This is a genomic window from Mesorhizobium sp. M1E.F.Ca.ET.041.01.1.1 (assembly GCF_003997355.1).
GTDB lineage: Bacteria > Pseudomonadota > Alphaproteobacteria > Rhizobiales > Rhizobiaceae > Mesorhizobium.
Genome location: NZ_RZSL01000065.1, coordinates 1 through 17,798 on the forward strand (window position 1 = coordinate 1; position 17,798 = coordinate 17,798).

Sequence of the window (17,798 nt, forward strand, 5' to 3'; positions counted from 1 at the left end):
ACAGGCCGCGCATGACCTGTTGCCGCTCGGCACCGGCAGGCCGGCCTCGATCAGACGCGCTTTGGCCTCGGCCTCGTCGGGCGTGATGTGGCTGCCATCGGTCGCGCCGGCGGCCGTGGTGTCGACCGGCTGCGCCTGCGGCTCGCGCCAGGCCCAGCCGATGAAGGCTGCAGCTTGCGCTGCGTCCATCGCTTCCGATATGCCGAACAGCGGCACCATCCCGCGCGCCATCAGCCCGGCGGTGTATTCCTCTGGCAGGTTCTCGGGCAGCGAGGAGACGATGGCGCCTTGCGCCCTGTTGGTCTTCAACGCTGCCTCGAAGGCGCGCAGCGTTGCCCACCAGTCGGTGTCGGAGCAGCGGTCGGGACGCGGGAAGTCGAGCACCAGCATGTTGAGGTCGAAGCCGCCCGACACCATGGCGGTGAAGGTGGCCGTCATCGCCGGCTCGTTGTTCCAGATGAAGGTATGGTAGTCGAGCGGATTGGCGACCGCGACCAGCGGCCCGAGCGTCGATTTGACATGGGCGCGGTGCTCTGAGGTCAGTGTCGGGAAATGCACCCAGCGCCCTTCGGCGCTGTCGGCCATCACGGAAGCCTCGCCGCCCGAACAGCTCATCGACGACAATTTGTAGCCGGGCAATGGGCCGGTGATGTGCAAGAGCTTCAGCGCCTCGATGAAGGCCGGAATGGAATCGACGCGCGCGATGCCGAGCCGCTTCAGGAAGGCGCCGGAAGCAGCATCGGAACCGGCGAGTGAGGCCGTGTGCGACACCGTCGCCTGCCGTGCCTGTTCCGAGCGACCGACCTTCATCGCGATGATCGGCTTCTTCAGCTCACGCGCTCTCGCCGCCAGCCTCTCGAAGCCGGCTACGGAGTCGAAGGCTTCGATATGCAGGCCGAGCGAGGTGACGCGCTCGTCCTCGATCAGGCCGAGCGCCATTTCCGAAAGGCCGGTCTGCGCCTGGTTGCCGGCCGTCATCAGGAAGGCGATCGGCAGGCCGCGTTTCTGCATCGTCATGTTGATGGCGATGTTGGAGGACTGGGTGATGATGGCGACGCCCTTGCCGCCTTCCGGCAGCCTGATGCCGCCATGCTGGTCGGGCCACAAAAGCGCGCCGTCGGCATAGTTGATCAGGCCATAGCAGTTCGGGCCGATGATCGGCATCTGGCCTGCGGCGGTGACGAGCTCGGCCTGCAGCCGCTCACCGTCCTCGTCATAGGCCTCGGTCTCGAGGAAGCCGGCGGCAAAGCAGACGGCGCCGCCGGCGCCGCGCTCGGCCAGCGCCTTGACGACTTCGATGGTGAGATGCCGGTTGACGCCGACGAAGACGGCGTCCGGCGCTCCGGGCAGATCGGCGACGGAGCGGTAGGCCTTGCAGCCGGCGACCTCGTCCTTCGTCGGGTGCACCGGCCAGATTTTGCCGGCAAAGCCCATCTTGATCGACTGCGCGACGACGGCGGCGGCCTGCGCCCCGCCGAACACGGCGATCGATTTCGGGCGCAGGAGGCGTTCGAGTTTATGCATGGTCATCTTTTCGTTTGAGCACGATCTTTTCCGAAACCGGGGCCCGGTTTTGGGGGCGAATCATGCTCTAAGCCCCGAACGGACGCAGCAACGCCCGCGAAATAATATGTCGCTGAATCTCCGAAGTGCCTTCCCAGATGCGCTCGACGCGAGCGTCGCGCCAGATGCGTTCCAGCGGCAGGTCGTCCATCAGCCCCATGCCGCCATGGATCTGGATGGCTTCGTCGGCAACGAAAGCCAGCATCTCGGTGGCCTTCAGCTTGGCCATCGCCATGTCCTGATCGGTGACGGTGCCCTGATCGTACTTCCAGCCGGCTTCGAACACCATCAAATCGGCCGCCTTCAGTTCCGTCGCCATGTCGGCGAGCTTGAACGACACGCCCTGGAACTTGCCGATCTGCTGGCCGAACTGCTGGCGCTGCGCCGCATATTCGATGGCGTGCGAAAGCGCGCGCTCGGCCCGGCCGAGGCAGGTCGCGCCGACCTGCAGGCGGGTGGCGCCGAGCCACGAGTTGGCGACCTCGAAGCCTTTGTGCACTTCACCCAGAACCTGGGTCGCCGGCAGCCGGCAGTCGTCGAATTCGAGGATCGAATTGGTATAGCCGCGGTGCGAGACATTGCGGTAGCCGTCGCGCACCGTAAAACCCTTGGTGCCCTTGTCGACGAAGAAGGCGGTGATCTTCTTGCGCTTGCCGCGCGGCGAATCCTCCTCGCCTGACGCCATGAAGACGATGGCAAAGTCGGCGATATCGGCATGGCTGATGAAGTGCTTGGTGCCGTTGAGCACCCAGTCCGAGCCGTCCTGAACGGCGGTGGCCTTCATGCCGCGCAGATCGGAACCGGCGCCGGGCTCGGTCATCGCCAGGCAATCCCATTTCTCGCCGCGGATGCAGGGGAAGAGATACTTTTCCCGCTGCTCCGGCGTGCCGGCGAGCAGGATGTTCGACGGACGCGCCACGCAGGTCCAGTGCAGCGCGTAATTGGCGCGGCCGAGTTCCTTCTCATAGAGCAGCCAGCTCACCGTATCGAGGCCCGCGCCGCCGACATCGGCCGGCATGTTGGCCGCATAAAGCCCGGCCGCGATCGCCTTGGCCTTCAGCTCGTCGATCAGCTCGCGGCGCAGCTCGCCGGTGCGTTCCACCTCGCGCTCATGCGGATAAAGCTCGTTCTCGACGAAGGCGCGCGTCGTCTCGACGATGAGCTTTTGTTCTTCCGAAAGACCGAAATGCATCGCCTCAGCCCTTCTTCTTGCCGCTCTTCTTCGCCTTGCCGGCCTTTGCGGGCTTATCGGCTTTTGCCGGCTTGGCTGCCTTCTTCGCCGGCCTGGCGGCCTTCACTTTCTCCGCCTTGGCGGCCGGTTTCGCCGCCAGCTTGGCGAGCTGTTTCGTATAATCTTTGTGCAGCGCGCCGGCGCCCCAGCCCTTGCCCTTGTTCTGCTTCGACAGGGCTTCCATGATCGCGACCAGATTGTCGTCGCGGATCTTTTCCAGCTCGCGGATCGACAGGCCGTTCGCCTGCTCGTCCGATTGCGTGGCGATCAGGTCGACCAGCTCGTCGTTGAATTCGGGCACGTCCATCAGCTTGGTCCATGGCCATTTCAGGCAGGGCCCGAACTGCGCCATGAAGTGGCGCATGCCGGCCTCGCCGCCGGCGACGCGATAGACCTGGAACATGCCCATCTGCGCCCAGCGCAGGCCGAAGGAATAGCGCATGATGTCGTCGAGTTCCTCGACGGTGCAGATGCCGTCCTTGACCAGCCACAGCGCCTCGCGCCAGGCGGCTTCAAGCAGGCGGTCGCCGACGAAGGCTTCGATCTCCTTGCGCACCACCACCGGCTTCATGCCGATCGAGGCGTAGAGCTCCTTGGCGACCTCGATCGCTTCGGGAAAAGTCTGCGCGCCGCCGACGATCTCGACCAGCGGCAGAAGATAAACCGGGTTGAACGGATGGCCGACGACCAGCCGCTCGGGATGCTTCTTCATCGCCACCTGCATGTCGGTCGGCTTGATGCCGGAAGTGGACGAGCCAACGATGGCGTTGGCCGGCGCGTGTAGGTCGATCTCGGCCAGCACCCTGTGCTTGAGGTCGAGCCGCTCCGGCACGCTCTCCTGGATGAAGTCGGCATCCGCCACCGCTTCGGCGATGGTCTTGGCAAAGGTGAGCTTGCCTTCCTTGGGCAGGCCGCCGGGCAGCATCTGCTTGTAGGCGCGACGCGCGCCTTTCATCACCTCGCCCACTTTACGCGACGCTTCAGGATCGGGATCGAAGATCGATACGTCGATGCCGTTCAAGAGCAGGCGGGCCACCCAGCCGGCGCCGATGACGCCGCCGCCGATGGCGGCCGCCTTGTTGATGATGCTCATGGTCAGGCTCCGGTTCTTGTCTTGGCTGTTTCGGGATCGATAAGCGGCACACGGTCGCCGGCGCGGATCACCGCGGGGTCGTAGGCCTTGCGCGCGAAGACTTCGAGCACCAAGGGCCGGAAGAAACTGATCGGCAGCGTGTCGTAGTCGGGGTCGAAGCTCGACTGGTCCCAGCGTTCGCAGAACTGGTCGCAGTCGTCGAAATAAAGGTGGCCGGCGAAGCGGTCGCGGGCATGCCGGTCGCCGCCGAGATGATGCGCGTAATAGAGGCGCTGGAAATCCCCGTGCTTTTCCACCACCCAGGTGCATTGCTCGCGCACGAAAGGCTTCAGGATCGTCGCGGCATATTCATCGTGATTGTAGGGCGCGTAGATGTCGCCGATGTCGTGCAGCAGCGCCGAGACGAGCCAGTCGATGTCGGCGCCGTCGCGCCAGGCGCGGGTGGCGGCCTGCAGCGAATGGCCGAGCCGGGTGATCTTGTAGCCGGAGAGGCCCTGGTCGAGCTGCACCAGCGCGTCTAGCAGCCGATCGCCGGTCCTGGCGGCATAGTCGATCTCGTGGGCGGTCAGGAATTCGTAGTCTTCCCTGTCGCCATCCTTCATCGCGGTGAATTTGACGGTAGCCATATCGACACCTCAAATCACGCGGCTATCGGCGCCCGCTTGGTGAGATTGAGTTTCTTGCGCACTTCCTCCGGCCCGAGCACACTCGCACCGAGATTGGTAACGATGCTGGCGGCGCGTTCGACCAGTTGCGCGTTGGTGGCCAAAACGCCCTTGTCCAGCCAGAGGTTGTCTTCCAGGCCGACGCGGACATTGCCGCCGGCAAGCACGGCTGCCGCGACATAAGCCATCTGGTTGCGGCCGATCGAGAAGGCCGACCAGTTCCAGGTCGAGGGCACATTGTTGACCATCGCCATGAAGGTGTTGAGGTCGTCCGGCGCGCCCCACGGCACGCCCATGCAGAGCTGCACCAGCGCGTCCGGGTTCAGCACCTTTTCCTCGACCAGTTGCTTGGCGAACCAGAGATGGCCGGTGTCGAAGGCCTCGATCTCGGGCTTGACGCCCAGCGCCGTCATCATGCCGCCCATGGCGCGCAGCATGCCCGGCGTGTTGGTCATGACATAGTCGGCCTCGTTGAAATTCATCGTGCCGCAATCCAGCGTGCAGATCTCCGGCAGGCACTGGCGCACATGCTCCATGCGGTTGGTGGCGCCGCCCATGTCGGTGCCCTTCTCATTGAGCGGCAGCGGCGCTTCCGGCGAGCCGAACACCATGTCGCCGCCCATGCCGGCGGTGAGGTTCAGCACCACGTCGACATCAGCCTCGCGGATGCGCTCGGTCACCTCGCGATAGAGATGCACGTCGCGCCTGGGCTTGCCGGTCTCGGGGTCGCGTACATGGCAATGGACGATCGCGGCGCCCGCCTTGGCGGCCTCGATCGCCGAATCGGCGATCTGCTTGGGCGAGCGTGGCACATTCGGGCTGCGGTCCTGCGTGCCGCCGGAGCCGGTCACGGCACAGGTAATGAAGACCTCACGGTTCATCGCGAGCGGCATCGTCTTTCCTCCCAAATTCGATCAGGCCACAGCATTGCTCGACTTGCAGGAAACTGTTTTGCGTTTTACGAAGTTCTCATGATTAAAAGCGAAAAGCCGACCATCTTTCGGTCCGAGCACGAAACGCTCAAGGTGACGTTCCTGGTGTTCTCCGGATCGTCCATCATGTGCGTCGCCTCGGCGGTCGACCCGCTGCGCGCCGCCAACCGCATCTCCGGCGAGACATTGTTCGATTTCAAGCTGGTTTCGGTCACCGGCGAGGCGCCTGTCACGACATGCGGCCTGCCGGTGGCCGTCAGCGGCCGCTTCGACGCGGACGAGCCGACCGACATGCTGGTCGTCGTCGCCGGCTTCGGCACGCAGAATTACACCACGTCGGCGTTGCTGGCCGGCCTTCGGCGAGCGGCGCGTTCGGCCCGCGCCTGCGGCGGCGTCGAGGCCGGCACCTGGCTGGTGGCGCGTGCCGGCCTGCTCGAAGGCCGCAGCGCCACCACGCATTGGGAAGACATGGAGGATTTTTCCGCCGCGTTCCCGGGCGTCGACGTGCGGCCGGACCGCTATGTCATCGACGGACCGGTCTTCACCTCGGGCGGCGCTTCGCCGACCTTCGACCTGATGCTGCACCTGATCCGCACCAGGCTAGGCATGGCCGCCGCGCTCGATGTCGCGAGCGTGTTCATCTACGACCAGGCGCGCGCGGCGACCGACGCGCAGCCTCTGGTCTCGCTCGGCCGGCTCGACGGCTACGACCCACGGCTGGCGCAGGCGATCCGGCTGATGGAGGCGCATGTCGATGAGCCGCTGACCATCGACGCGGTGGCCAAGCGCGCCGGTGTGACGGCGCGGACGCTGGAGAGCATTTTCCGCAGGTCGATCGGCGAGACGCCGGGCGCCTATTATCTCAGGCTGCGGCTCAGCGCCGCCCGCCGCCTCGTGGTCGACACGCGCATCGCCATGACCGACATCGCCGGGCGTACAGGCTTTTCGTCGGCCGCGGCATTTTCCAGGGCGTTTTCCAGGGCTTTTGGCGAGGCGCCTGTCAGGCTGCGGCGCGGCTGATGCATGTCGCCCAAAAGTGCGCAGCGGTTTTGGGACGACGACATGCATCAAACAAAGACTCAAAGCGCGTAGCCTGAATCCGTCTCAGCGCGGCGCGCTTTGAGTATCCAATCCGTTGCCGCGGCGAGGTCGTCGACCAGCGCCGTCGGCGCCGGGTCGAAGCGTGTTTCGTCGCCGGGGCGGTACTTGCCGGTGCGCACGAGCAGCGCCGCGCCGAGCCCGGCGCTGAGCGCGCCGGCGACATCGCTTTCCGCGTCGTCGCCGACCATGACCGCATCGGCCGCGCGGCAATTCAAACCGGCAAGCGCCGAGAGGAAGAAATCGGGCGACGGCTTGCCGAGCACGACAGGGCTTCGCCCGCAGGCGAATTCGAGCGCCGCCACGAAGGCGCCGGCGTCGAGACTGAGCTGGCCGTCGGCATCCTTGAAGGTGCGGTTGGTGGCCAAAGCCAGAAAATCGGCGCCGGCAGCCAGTTCGCGGAACGCTTGGTTTAGAGTCGCGTAGTCGAAGCCCTCGCCGGCATCGCCGACGACGACAGCTCGTCCGCTGCCGTCTTCCAGCCCTGAAAACTCGGCTTCGAGATTGGGATGGACGAGCAGATGCGGTTGGCGGCCATGCCTGCGCAGCCATTCGACCGCGGCGCGCGCCGGCGTCAGCAATTCTTCGTCCGCGACCTTGATGCCCATGGCGGCAAGCTGCGCGATGATTGCGCCGCGCGGCGAGCGTGTGGTGTTGCTGACGAAACGGAGCGGCAGACCGGCCTTGCGCAAACGCTCCACCGCGGGCACAGCGCCCGGTATCGGCGTGTCGCCATCATAGACGACACCCGCAAGATCGAGCAGCACCGCGCGTATCATCGGTGCAGGATGGAGAAACAGTCTCCGTTCGTCAAACCAGTGAAAATCAGGCCACGGAAAACAGGGCCACAGAAGAATCAGGCCGCGTCGCGGCCTTCGCGGACAATGCGCGAGCGCATGCTCTTGGCCAGCGCGGTTTCCAGTCGCGCGGCAACCGCGCGATCCCATTCATTTGTCTTGCGGCCGCCGTCTTTCGAATGCGGCAGCGCCATCAGCCGATCGATGATCGATCCAGCCTCGCCGGGCGAGAGCAAGGCGTCGATTTCGCGTTCGTGCTGCATACGTTTCGCCTCCTTCTTTCCTTCCCGCCGCATAGCCACACTATAGGAGATCCGTGACGGCTGTTTGAAGGCAAGAGCGAGGCGATTGAAGGGCGCTGCGGGGCAAAACCTTGTCATCGGTTTCAGCCCCGCGAAAAGCTGTTTTATCTTAGAGTCCGCTTGAACGACCGGCTGTGTAAGGGCGAGCCCCGTTACACGTAGCGGTTGACGATGTTCTCCAGCAGCTCTTGCCGGCCGGAGCGCGGCTGCGGCTCGATCTTCTTCTTGACCACACGCTCGGCGATCTCTTCCAGCGTGCGCTTGCCGGAAAGCATCGCCTTGCCTTCGGCCGTGTTCCAGCCGGCATAGCGCTCGGCCAGAGGAGCGGACAGAGCCTTGTCCTCGATCATTTTGGCCGCCGCCTTGAGGCCGCGCGCGCAGGCATCCATGCCGCCGATATGGCCGATCAGCAGGTCCTGCGGGTCGAGCGACTGGCGCCGCAGCTTGGCGTCGAAATTGGTGCCGCCGGTCTTGAAGCCGCCGCCCTGAAGGATCTGGTAGTAGGCCAAGGCCATTTCCGGCACGTTGTTGGGGAACTGGTCGGTGTCCCAGCCGGACTGGTAGTCATTGCGGTTCATGTCGATCGAGCCGAAGACACCGAGCGCATTGGCCAAGGCCAGCTCGTGCTCGAAGGAATGGCCGGCGAGGATTGCATGGCCCTGCTCGATGTTGAGCTTGACCTCCTTCTCCAGTCCGAAGCGCTTCAGGAAGCCGTAAACGGTGGCGACATCGTAGTCGTACTGATGCTTGGTCGGCTCCTGCGGCTTCGGCTCGATCAGGATCGTGCCCTTGAAGCCTATTCTGTGCTTGTAGTCGACGACGAGGTTGAGGAAGCGGCCGGCCTGCTCCTGCTCGCGGGCGAGGTCGGTGTTGAGCAGCGTCTCATAGCCCTCGCGGCCGCCCCACAGCACGTAGTTCTCGCCCTTCAGCTTCTTGGTGATGTCGATGCACTTTTTCACCGTCGCCGCCGCATAGGCGAACACGTCCGGATCGGGATTGGTGGCCGCACCCGACATGAAGCGGCGGTGCGAGAAGAGGTTCGCCGTGCCCCACAGCAGCTTGACGCCCGTCTGCTTCATCTTCTCGGCAAAATAGTCGGCGATCTCGTCGAGGCGCGCGGCGCTCTCGGAGAAATCCTTGCCCTCCGGGCGGACGTCGGCGTCGTGGAAGCAGAAATAGGGCGCGCCGAGCAGCGAGAACATCTCGAAGGCGACATCGGCCTTCAGCTTGGCCAGTTCCATCGTATCGATGCCGCCAGGCTTGGCGAACCATGGCCGGTCGAAAGTCTGGCCGCCGAACGGGTCGCCACCTTGCCAGGCAAAAGAATGCCAATAGGCGACGGCAAAGCGCAGATGGTCCTCCAGCCGCTTACCGGCGACGACCTCGTCGGGATTGTAGAACCGGTAGGCCAGCGGATTGGTCGAATCCGGCCCCTCATATTTGATCTTCTTGATGTCGCCGAAAAATCCGCTGCTCATGGTTTCCTTCCTCTCCAAGTGCTTCGCCCGATTACCTCAGGCGTAATTGGTTTCGCTTCTTCGCGGGACGAAAAGGGTCATGTCGAAACGATCCAACGAAGGATGAGACAATGACCGACCTCAACTCGATCGCCCGCAACTACATCACCGCCTGGAACGAGAGTGATGCGGCGCGCCGCAAGGCCCTGCTCGAGGCTGCCTTCACCAAGGACATCAGCTATCGCGACCCGGTCATGCAGGGAGACGGCCACGACGGCATCGCCGCGCTGATCGACGGCGTGCAGCAGCGCTTCGCCGGCTTCCGGTTCTCGCTGAAGGGTGAGCCGGACGGCTTCGCCGACCGCATCCGCTTCTCGTGGAATCTGGGACCGGAGGGCGCAGAGTCCGTCATCGAAGGCACCGACATCGGCGTCGTCGAGAACGGCCGCCTTAAGAGCGTCACCGGCTTCCTCGACAAGGTGCCGGCGCAGTGAGGCTAACTGGGGAGGGAAGGTGCGAGGCACCCCCCTCTGTCCTGCCGGACATCTCCCCCGCAAGGGGGGAGATCGGCTGTCATCTAGGATTTCGCCAATCTCCAACGCTGCAATAGTGAGCGAGGCGCCCGAGCTGCCAATCTCCCCCCTTGCGGGGGAGATGCCCGGCAGGGCAGAGGGGGGTGCCTCGCGCCTGCTCACGCGGTTACCGCCCGGATCGCCGGATAGAGCGCGCGGTAGCGCTGGTAGGCATCAGCATAAGCCCCGCCAAGGCCGGCGTCCGGCTCGATCGTGGCATCGGTCGCCGGCGCGGTGCAGACGGCAAGCGGATCGGCGCCGGTCGCTGCGATCAGGCCGAGCCGTGCCGCGCCGAAGGCGGCGCCGAAATCGCCGTCGGCCGGGATGTCGACCGGCAGCTGCAGCGCCGTCGCGATCGCCTTCAGCCAGTAGCGCGAACGCGAGCCGCCGCCGATCGCGGTGACCCGAGTCAGCGTCGTGCCGGCCGTCTTCAGCGCTTCGAGACTGTCGCGGAAGGCGAAGGCGACGCCTTCGAGCACGGCCTGCGTCAGCACCGCACGGCTGGATTCATGCCCAAGGCCGGTGAACGACCCGCGGATGGCGGAATCATTGTGCGGCGTGCGCTCGCCGGAGAGGTATGGCAGGAAGGTTACGCCCGTCGGCGCCTTGAGTGTGTCGCCGAGCTCGGCGGTCAATTCGCCGGCGCCTTTGCCGGTGACGTCCGACAGCCAGTTGAGCGAATCGGTGGCCGACAGGATGACGCCCATCTGGTGCCAGGTGCTAGGCAGCGCATGGCAGAAGGTGTGCACCGCGCTTTCCGGGTTGGGCAAATAGGAGGCGTTGGCGGCGAACAGGACGCCCGAGGTGCCGAGCGAGACGAAAGCGTTACCTGCGCCGACCGTGCCCATGCCGCAGGCCGAGGCCGCATTGTCGCCGGCGCCGCCGGCGACCGGAATGCCGGCCGCAAGGCCCCATTTCGACGCGAGCTCGCCGCGCAAGGCGCCGGCTTTCGCCGTGCCTTCGACCAGCGACGGCATATGCTTCTCGTCGAGCGATGTCGCTTCAAGCAGCTCGGGCGACCAGCGGCGCCTGCCGACGTCGAGCCAGGAGGTGCCGGCCGAATCCGACATTTCCGAAATATGCTCGCCGGTCAGCCAGAGGCGCAGATAGTCCTTGGGCAACAGCACCTTGGCCACCTTGGCGAAGATTGCCGGCTCATTGTTCTTCACCCAGACAAGCTTCGGCGCCGTGAAGCCCGGAAACACGATGTTGCCGGTGAGCCTGCGGAAGCGCGGATCGGCATCGAGCGCGGCCGCCTCGACATGGCTGCGCGTGTCGTTCCACAGGATGCAGGGGCGCAGCACCTTGTCAGAGGCATCGAGCAGGGTCGCGCCATGCATCTGACCGGAAAGGCCGATGCCTTCGACCGCCGCAAGCTCTTTCGGGTGCGAAGCCTTGAGCTCGGCAATCGCCGTCTCGCAGGCCTCTATCCAATGCGCCGGATCCTGCTCGGACCAGCCGGGATGCGGCCGCGAGACGTCGAGCGAACCATGGCCGGAGGCGATCACCTTCTGGCGATCATCGATCAGCAGCGCCTTGACGCCCGATGTGCCCAGGTCGAGGCCGAGATACATGATTTCCTCCCAATGCCATTATTTTTTTCGGATCTCGAAAAAATCTGGCCAGGCCAGTTCTTATGACAAGATCCGCCGCGGGTCAATTCTCTGACAAATCGGCCGCTCGCCGCGAGAACAGCGCCGACAGTGGGCTGTCCGGCCGTGCCAGCGCGCGTTCCGCGGTCAGCGCCCGCGCCAGTGGTCCATCACCGGAACGCAATGCCGCCTCGATCAGCGTCAGGTCGATGACGTCCCGCTGGGCATGGCTGCCGCCGAAGCGGTGCGCGATGGAGCGGATCGGCCGGATCAGCTGAACCGTCTGCGTGTAGCTGCCCTCGCCGAACGCTTTGACCGCGAGCGTCAGCGGGTGGCCGACATCCCTGGTGAAGGCGGCATTGTCGTCATGCCCGCGCATGGCCTCGCGCTGCGCTTCGAGCAAGGTCTCAGCAGGCGCGCCGAGACCAGCGCCGACAAAGGCCATCATCGCATGCGCGTCGTTGAAGGCGTAATTGCCGGCGGCGGCTTTCGGCATCCAGTTGGCGGCGAGTATCGCCCAGCGGTCGCCGACGTCGACGCCGCCGAGATTGAGACGCCACAGGATTGCCGAGGCATCGACCATGTTGAGCGCCAATGTCGAGCGGTCGCCATAGATCGGCCCGTCATAGAGCCCCAGCACCTCGTCGATCTCGCCGAGGTCGTAGTGAAACAGCGCCAGATGCCACCAGTTGTGGATCTTGAGAAAGCTGTCCTTCGTCCATGCCTCCGGATTGGCGCGCATCCAGGCGATGCCGTCCTTTTGCCGGCTCTGCATCTCCATGACATGCGCCACCGCATGCTGCGCCCAGCCGTCGCGCGGTTCGATCTCGACCGCCTGCCGGCCGAAGCTTTCGGCGCGCACGTAGTCGCCCATTTCCTCCAGCCCGAAGGCCTGCATGCCGAGAACGGCATGATAGCCCGGCATGCCCTTCTGCCAAGTCGGCAGTGCCCGGCCGATGCGGTCGCGCAGCATGCGGGCATTGCCGGTGAAGAAGTCGATCTGGTGCCCAACCTGCAGCGCCAGCGCGTCGAGCGGGTTGTCGATCGCAATGTCTTCCAGGATGCGCGCGGCCTCATGCCAGCGGCCCGCGGCGAGATGGCCGAGGGCCGCGACATGCGCCTGCTCACGCGTGGTGGCGGCAAGCGGCAGCGCCGCTTCGTGGCAGGTTCGCGCGACAGCCGTTGCCTCCCGCTCGGTGGCGAGGCCGAACAGATAGCCCTTGAACACATGCGCCATGACGAATCCGGGTTCGTCGGTGATCGCGCGGTCGATTGCAGCGACCGGGTCGCCGATGAAGCATTGCAGTTCATGGACGGCTCTGGCGTAGGACGAAAACCCGGCTTCGGTCGCGCCTGAGTAAGTCAGGCCGAATGCGTCCTTCAGCGCCATGCCATGTCCTCGCTGATCGCGATTTTGCTGTTCGGACTGTGATCCTAGAGCATCGCCAACCAGCCCGCCAACCGTGGACGACACGACTTCGTAGCTACCGCGCTATGTGCACGGCCTCAATTGCCGGAGCGCATCGCCACGGTTGCGATGCCGGCGCCGACCAGCAACGTTCCGCCTGTGCGGTTGAAGATGCGGATCGCCGTCGGGTTGCGCACGATCGCGCGGGCCCTGGATGCCACCAGCGCGTAGCCGAAGGCATTGCTGAAGGCGAGCGCCAGGAAGGTCGTCTCGAAGATCAGCATCTGCGTCCAGAAATCGGCATGCCGGTCGAGGAACTGCGGCAGGAAGGCGACGAAGAAGGTGATGCTCTTCGGGTTGAGCGCGGTGACCAGCCAGGCATGCGCCATCATCCTTGCCGCCGACACCGCGTCGGTGCGCGGTTCGGCCTTCAGCGCGCCGCCGGCGCGGAACAGTTTGATGCCGAGATAGATCAGATAGCCGGCGCCGATAACCTTCAGCACCGTGAACACGGTTGCCGAAGCCGCGAGCAGCGCGCCGATGCCCAGCATCGACAACGTCATGGCAGTGAAGTCGCCGAGCGCGACGCCGACCGCCATCGGCAGCGCGGTGCGCCAGCCCTGGCCCAGCGCATAGGAGACGACCAGGAGGATCGTCGGGCCCGGAATGACGAGAAGGATGGTGGAGGCGGCGGCAAAGGCAGCCCAGTTTTCGAAGGACATTTCCTACTCCTTGAGCGCAAAGAACAGGATAAATCCTGGCGTCGGCGCGATTGTAAAGAGGGTGCGAAGAATCTTTTCGCCATCGGATCGCCATGCGCCGCAAACAGTGCGACGAGCCGTTAGGGTTAAAGCGATGCTTCGCGCTTTCATCCTTTTTCAACCATGACTGACGAAAATGCCCGTCATCCGGCCGGACCGTGCTTCCCGCCGACAGCGTAGGGTTTGGTGTATGCGCGAGTTGCCGCAAAGTCTGACGCCGCCTTCGAACGGCGACGAAACCGAAATTCAGCTTTCCCGCCGCGCCATGCTTTCCGGCGCAGGCGCCCTGGCGCTGCTCGGCATCGCCGGCTGCAGCACCACCGACACGCTCGACCTGCCGCAATTGCAGATCGACGACACCACGACCGGCTCGGTACATCCTATGCGTCCGGCGATCAGCGTCGACAAGAACATCACCGGCCCGGACGTGATGTATGCTTCCCTCACCGATGGCGGCTTCCAGGTGCCGGCCGTGCCGTGGCAGAGGTCAAGCCGGAGTTCCGCCGCCAGATCGTCGTCGACAAGACCGGCGAGGCGCCCGGCACCATCGTCGTGCATCTGCAGGAGCGCATGCTCTATCTGGTCCAGCCCGGCGGCGACGCCATCCGCTACGGTGTCGGCATCGGCAAGGACGGCTTCCGCTGGTCGGGCCGCGCCAACATCCAGTATGGCCGTGAATGGCCGGTCTGGACGCCGCCGCCGGAAATGATCCAGCGCAAGCCGGAACTGGTGAAGTGGCAGGGTGGCCAGCCCGGCGGCCTCACCAACCCGCTCGGCGCCCGCGCGCTCTACATCTACCAGAACGGCAGGGACACCGGCTATCGCATCCATGGCTCGCCCGAATGGTGGAGCATTGGCCAGGCGATGTCGTCGGGCTGCGTGCGGCTGATCAACCAGGACATCATCGACCTCTACAGCCGCGTATCGAAGAAAAATCCGGTCGTGGTCGTGTGATCTTTTCCGGCGGCCCACGCGGCCGCCAATCTTCTTGTTTTGTCCCAAAACGGCTGCACACTTTTGGGCGATACGCATCAGTTCTTCCGTTGCGCGATGCCGCAAGACAGGCGAAGGTGCCCTGAAAACCTTCGCCTCGGGAGAGAAAAAACATGGCCGGAACTTTCGTCATCGCGCAGGGCGGCGGCCCGACCGCCGTCATCAACCAGACGGTCGTCGGCGCCACGCTGGAGATCCGCAAGCGTCATCCCGGCGCCAAGGTGCTGGGCTCGATCCATGGCGTGCGCGGCATCCGCGACGGCAACTATGTCGACCTCTCCGCCATCCCCGAGGACCGGCTGCGGCTGATCGCCGGCACGCCGAGCGCGTCGCTGGGTTCGACCCGCGACAAGCCCGACGCCGCTTATTGCGAGGTTATTCTCAACGGTTTGAAGAAGGCCGGCGCCGACGCCTTCATCTATATCGGCGGCAACGACACGTCGGGCACGCAGCAGATCCTGACCGATGCCGCGGGCGGCACGATGGCCTTCGTGCACGCGCCGAAGACCATCGACAACGATCTCGAGGAGAACGACCACACGCCGGGCTTCATCTCGGCGGCCGAGTTCGTCGCCGGCGCTTTCCTCTCGGTCGATCTCGATTTCCGCGCGCTGCCCGGCATCTATGTCGGCATCGTCATGGGCCGGCATGCCGGCTTCCTGACCGCCGCCGCGGCGGCCTGGCAGCTCGATCCGGACAGCGGCCCGCATCTCGTCTACGTCCCGGAGCGCGCCTTCTCGGCCGAACGCTTCATCGACGATGTCCGCAGGACGCTCGACCGCCACAAGCGCTGCATCGTCGCCGTGTCGGAAGGCGTCAGCACCGCCGACGGCAAGGCGCTGGTAGAAAGCCTGGTGCCGCCGGAAAAGCTCGAGCGCGACCAGCATGGCAACGTCAAATTGTCGGGCAGCGATCTACCGGCGGCGCTCGAAAGGGCCTTGGCCGAGGGCCTGCCGGGCAAGCGGGCGCGGGTCGACGCTCTGGGCTACATGCCGCGCGGCTATGTCGGCGCGATCAGCGCCGTCGACGCGCAAGAAGCCTTCGATGCCGGCGCCTTCGCGGTTGCGGTCGCGGAAGAAGGCGGCGGCTCGGTGGCGCTGCAATATGACGGCGCAAAGACCGTGCTGAAGAAGGTGCCGCTGAAGGCGGTCGCCGGAAAGACGCGCCACATGCCCGACGATTTCATGAAGCCCGACGTCAACCAGCTTTCGGAAGCCGGCATGGCTTATCTGAAGCGGCTGGTGCCGGAAAAATACAAGGTCGGAAAGCCGTTCGTCTGATGGGCGACCTCGTGGTCGGCGACTGGTTCGGCAAGGCGATTGTCGACGCCAGGACGACGATGCTGACCGAGCCGTTCGTGCATGATTTCGTGCGCGCCAACATCTGGCATCTCAAGGGCCGCGACGCCGACCTTTTGGTCGACACCGGCATGGGCATCTGCCCGCTGGCGCCCGAGATCGATACGCCGGCGGGCAAGCCGCTGATCGTCGTCGCCACCCACATCCATCTCGACCATGTCGGCTCGCTGCACGAATTCCCGCTGCGCATGGGGCCGAAGGTGAGCGCGGCGCGGTTCGACGGCATGGATGATGCCGTCACCTACGCTTACATGTTCCACAATCTCGATGGCGCGGTGTCCAAATTGCCGGCGCCCGGCTGGGAGGCGGCCAATTATCGGATTCCGCCGGCGCCGCTGACCCGCGCGCTCGATGAGGGCGATATCGTCGATCTCGGCGACCGGAAATTTCGCGTGCTGCATCTGCCTGGACATTCGCCGGATTCGATCGCGCTGTTCGACGAGGCGGACGGCCTGTTCTTCGCCGGCGACGCCATCTATGACGGCATGCTGATCGACGATTTGCCGGATTCGGACCGTGCTGCCTATTGCCGCACCATGCAGCGCCTGCTCGACCTGCCGATACGCATCGGCCATGGCGGCCATGGCCCGAGTTTCAACGGCGCGCGGATGCGTGAGATCGCCTCCGCCTATCTGCGCCGAAGAGAGCGGTTCGTGAGCGCTCTCTGAATTAAATCTTCGTAAGGTCGCGGCAAAACCCTAATTCGGGCCGATCCGCACCCTAGATGTCCGGCTGTCGATCCGGCCGGCTGTCATGCAAGGCGAGACAGGCAGTCCCGGCCGTCGACACGCCGACGGGCGCGTGCTTCGAGAACCACCCGCGGCGCCGGATCAACTCTCGCCCGGACAGAACGACCATGTCACCCATCAGCATTCTTCGCAGACATCGCGTCGCGGCCCTGCTGGGCGCTGCGCTGATCATCTCCCCCGTCGTGGTTTCCTTTGCGCAGAACTCCGGCACTGCCGGTCTGAGCAACGTGGTCGCGACGACGCAGACGCCGGTCGCGGGCATCACCGCGCCAAACGGCTCGTTCGCGCCGGTTGTCGCCACCGCCAAGCCGGCTGTCGTGACCGTGACGACCGTGATGAAAGCACAGCCCGGCCCGACGGGCGACGGCTCGCCCTTCGACGACAATTCGCCATTCGACCAATATTTCCAGCAGTTCTTCGGCGACCAGGGCATGCCGGTGCCGAAGACGCCGCCGCAGCAGTCGCCCCAGCGGCAAGAAGCTATGGGCTCCGGCTTCATCGTCGGGTCGGACGGCACCATCGTCACCAACAACCACGTCGTCGACGGCGCGACCTCGATCAAGGTGACGCTCGACGACGGCACCGAACTTCCCGCCAAGCTCGTCGGCCACGACGCCAAGAACGATCTGGCGGTGCTCAAGATCAAAGCTAGCAAGCCGCTGCCGACCGTGAAGTGGGGCGATTCCGACAGGCTGATGACCGGCGACCAGGTGCTGGCGATCGGCAATCCGTTCGGCATCGGCACCACGGTCACCGCCGGCATCGTCTCGGCGCGCGGCCGCGACCTGCATAGCGGGCCGTTCGACGATTTCATCCAGATCGACGCGCCGATCAACCACGGCAATTCCGGCGGCCCCCTGGTCGTCGTCGCCGGCAATGTCATCGGCATCGATACGGCGATCTTTTCGCCCAATGGCGGCAGCGTCGGCGTCGGCTTCGCCATCCCATCGAACCAGGCGGAGAAGGTCGTCGCCAAGCTGATGAAAGGCGGCAACATCGAATACGGCTATCTCGGCGTGCAGATCCAGCCGGTGACGCAGGATGTCGCCAGCGCCATCGGCCTCGACCATCCGGGCGGCGCGCTGGTCGCCGCGGTCACCGACGGCTCGCCCGCGGCCAAGGCCGGCATCGAGACCGGCGACGTGATCACCGGGTTCGGCGGCCAGGAGATCAAGGATCCGAAGGATCTTTCGCGCGCGGTCGCGGATGTCTCGCCTGGCGTCAAGG

The 17,798-nt window shown here is 65.0% G+C and carries 17 protein-coding genes and 1 pseudogene; 6 read left to right on the forward strand and 12 right to left on the reverse strand.

Translation table 11 applies throughout. From position 1 onward, the window contains the following. From EOA38_RS08320 to EOA38_RS08340, 5 genes are all read right to left on the reverse strand, one after another. Positions 1-1,524: acetate--CoA ligase family protein (locus tag EOA38_RS08320; protein ID WP_145965934.1), on the reverse strand; the 1,524-nt coding region annotated here is incomplete at its 3' end. A 67-nt stretch (positions 1,525-1,591) separates the two neighbouring features. Next, positions 1,592-2,755, reverse strand: coding sequence for an acyl-CoA dehydrogenase (locus tag EOA38_RS08325; protein ID WP_127298927.1), 1,164 nt, complete (start codon positions 2,753-2,755; stop codon positions 1,592-1,594). A gap of 4 nt (positions 2,756-2,759) precedes the next feature. Then, positions 2,760-3,887 carry a carnitine 3-dehydrogenase gene (locus EOA38_RS08330; protein WP_126090658.1) on the reverse strand — a complete coding sequence of 376 codons (1,128 nt, stop codon included), beginning with the start codon at positions 3,885-3,887 and terminating at the stop codon, positions 2,760-2,762. A gap of 2 nt (positions 3,888-3,889) precedes the next feature. Beyond that, the gene (locus EOA38_RS08335; protein WP_127298928.1) at positions 3,890-4,513 is read right to left on the reverse strand and encodes an HD domain-containing protein; all 624 of its coding nucleotides are present in this window, start codon (positions 4,511-4,513) and stop codon (positions 3,890-3,892) included. Positions 4,514-4,527: 14 nt separating this feature from the next. Beyond that, positions 4,528-5,445: a 3-keto-5-aminohexanoate cleavage protein gene (locus EOA38_RS08340; RefSeq protein ID WP_127298929.1), complete on the reverse strand. Its 918-nt coding sequence runs from the start codon at positions 5,443-5,445 to the stop codon at positions 4,528-4,530. Positions 5,446-5,523: 78 nt separating this feature from the next. On the opposite strand from EOA38_RS08340, the gene EOA38_RS08345 reads away from it, so the two are divergent. Continuing rightward, positions 5,524-6,504: a GlxA family transcriptional regulator gene (locus tag EOA38_RS08345; protein ID WP_127298930.1), complete on the forward strand. Its 981-nt coding sequence runs from the start codon at positions 5,524-5,526 to the stop codon at positions 6,502-6,504. A 59-nt stretch (positions 6,505-6,563) separates the two neighbouring features. Here the strand turns inward: EOA38_RS08345 and EOA38_RS08350 are convergent, their stop codons facing one another. From EOA38_RS08350 to xylA, 3 genes are all read right to left on the reverse strand, one after another. Beyond that, complete coding sequence (locus tag EOA38_RS08350; protein WP_127298931.1) at positions 6,564-7,361, reverse strand: TIGR01458 family HAD-type hydrolase; 798 nt, start codon at positions 7,359-7,361, stop codon at positions 6,564-6,566. A 77-nt stretch (positions 7,362-7,438) separates the two neighbouring features. Beyond that, positions 7,439-7,642, reverse strand: coding sequence for a hypothetical protein (locus EOA38_RS08355; RefSeq protein WP_126096667.1), 204 nt, complete (start codon positions 7,640-7,642; stop codon positions 7,439-7,441). A gap of 191 nt (positions 7,643-7,833) precedes the next feature. Beyond that, on the reverse strand, positions 7,834-9,159 hold the full coding sequence (xylA, locus tag EOA38_RS08360; protein WP_127298932.1) for a xylose isomerase: 1,326 nt from the start codon (positions 9,157-9,159) through the stop codon (positions 7,834-7,836). Positions 9,160-9,269: 110 nt separating this feature from the next. Between xylA and EOA38_RS08365 the strand changes: the two genes are divergently transcribed. Then, on the forward strand, positions 9,270-9,632 hold the full coding sequence (locus EOA38_RS08365) for a nuclear transport factor 2 family protein (RefSeq protein ID WP_127298933.1): 363 nt from the start codon (positions 9,270-9,272) through the stop codon (positions 9,630-9,632). Positions 9,633-9,829: 197 nt separating this feature from the next. Here EOA38_RS08365 and xylB read toward each other — a convergent pair whose 3' ends face one another. The 4 genes from xylB to EOA38_RS40275 all read right to left on the reverse strand — a co-directional run bounded on the left by xylB (position 9,830) and on the right by EOA38_RS40275 (position 13,918). Then, positions 9,830-11,284 (reverse strand): xylulokinase, encoded by a 1,455-nt coding sequence (gene xylB / locus EOA38_RS08375; RefSeq protein ID WP_127298934.1) that lies wholly within the window; start codon positions 11,282-11,284, stop codon positions 9,830-9,832. Between the two features lie 82 nt (positions 11,285-11,366). Continuing rightward, on the reverse strand, positions 11,367-12,692 hold the full coding sequence (locus tag EOA38_RS08380) for a tetratricopeptide repeat protein (RefSeq protein ID WP_127298935.1): 1,326 nt from the start codon (positions 12,690-12,692) through the stop codon (positions 11,367-11,369). A gap of 116 nt (positions 12,693-12,808) precedes the next feature. Further along, entirely contained in the window at positions 12,809-13,432 is a 624-nt protein-coding gene (locus EOA38_RS08385) for a LysE family translocator (RefSeq protein ID WP_127298936.1), read from the reverse strand. Positions 13,433-13,717: 285 nt separating this feature from the next. Then, complete coding sequence (locus EOA38_RS40275) at positions 13,718-13,918, reverse strand: hypothetical protein (RefSeq protein ID WP_245480797.1); 201 nt, start codon at positions 13,916-13,918, stop codon at positions 13,718-13,720. Between EOA38_RS40275 and EOA38_RS08390 the strand changes: the two are divergent. From EOA38_RS08390 to EOA38_RS08405, 4 genes and pseudogenes are all read left to right on the forward strand, one after another. Next, positions 13,821-14,425: pseudogene (locus EOA38_RS08390) on the forward strand (L,D-transpeptidase). The gene EOA38_RS40275 and the pseudogene EOA38_RS08390 sit on opposite strands and share 98 nt — an antisense overlap. Positions 14,426-14,577: 152 nt before the next feature. Then, positions 14,578-15,744, forward strand: coding sequence for a diphosphate--fructose-6-phosphate 1-phosphotransferase (locus EOA38_RS08395; protein WP_127298937.1), 1,167 nt, complete (start codon positions 14,578-14,580; stop codon positions 15,742-15,744). Beyond that, the gene (locus EOA38_RS08400; protein ID WP_127298938.1) at positions 15,744-16,490 is read left to right on the forward strand and encodes an MBL fold metallo-hydrolase; all 747 of its coding nucleotides are present in this window, start codon (positions 15,744-15,746) and stop codon (positions 16,488-16,490) included. Before EOA38_RS08395 ends, EOA38_RS08400 begins: the two co-directional genes overlap by 1 nt. A gap of 188 nt (positions 16,491-16,678) precedes the next feature. After that, positions 16,679-17,798: trypsin-like peptidase domain-containing protein (locus EOA38_RS08405; RefSeq protein ID WP_127298939.1), on the forward strand; the 1,120-nt coding region annotated here is incomplete at its 3' end.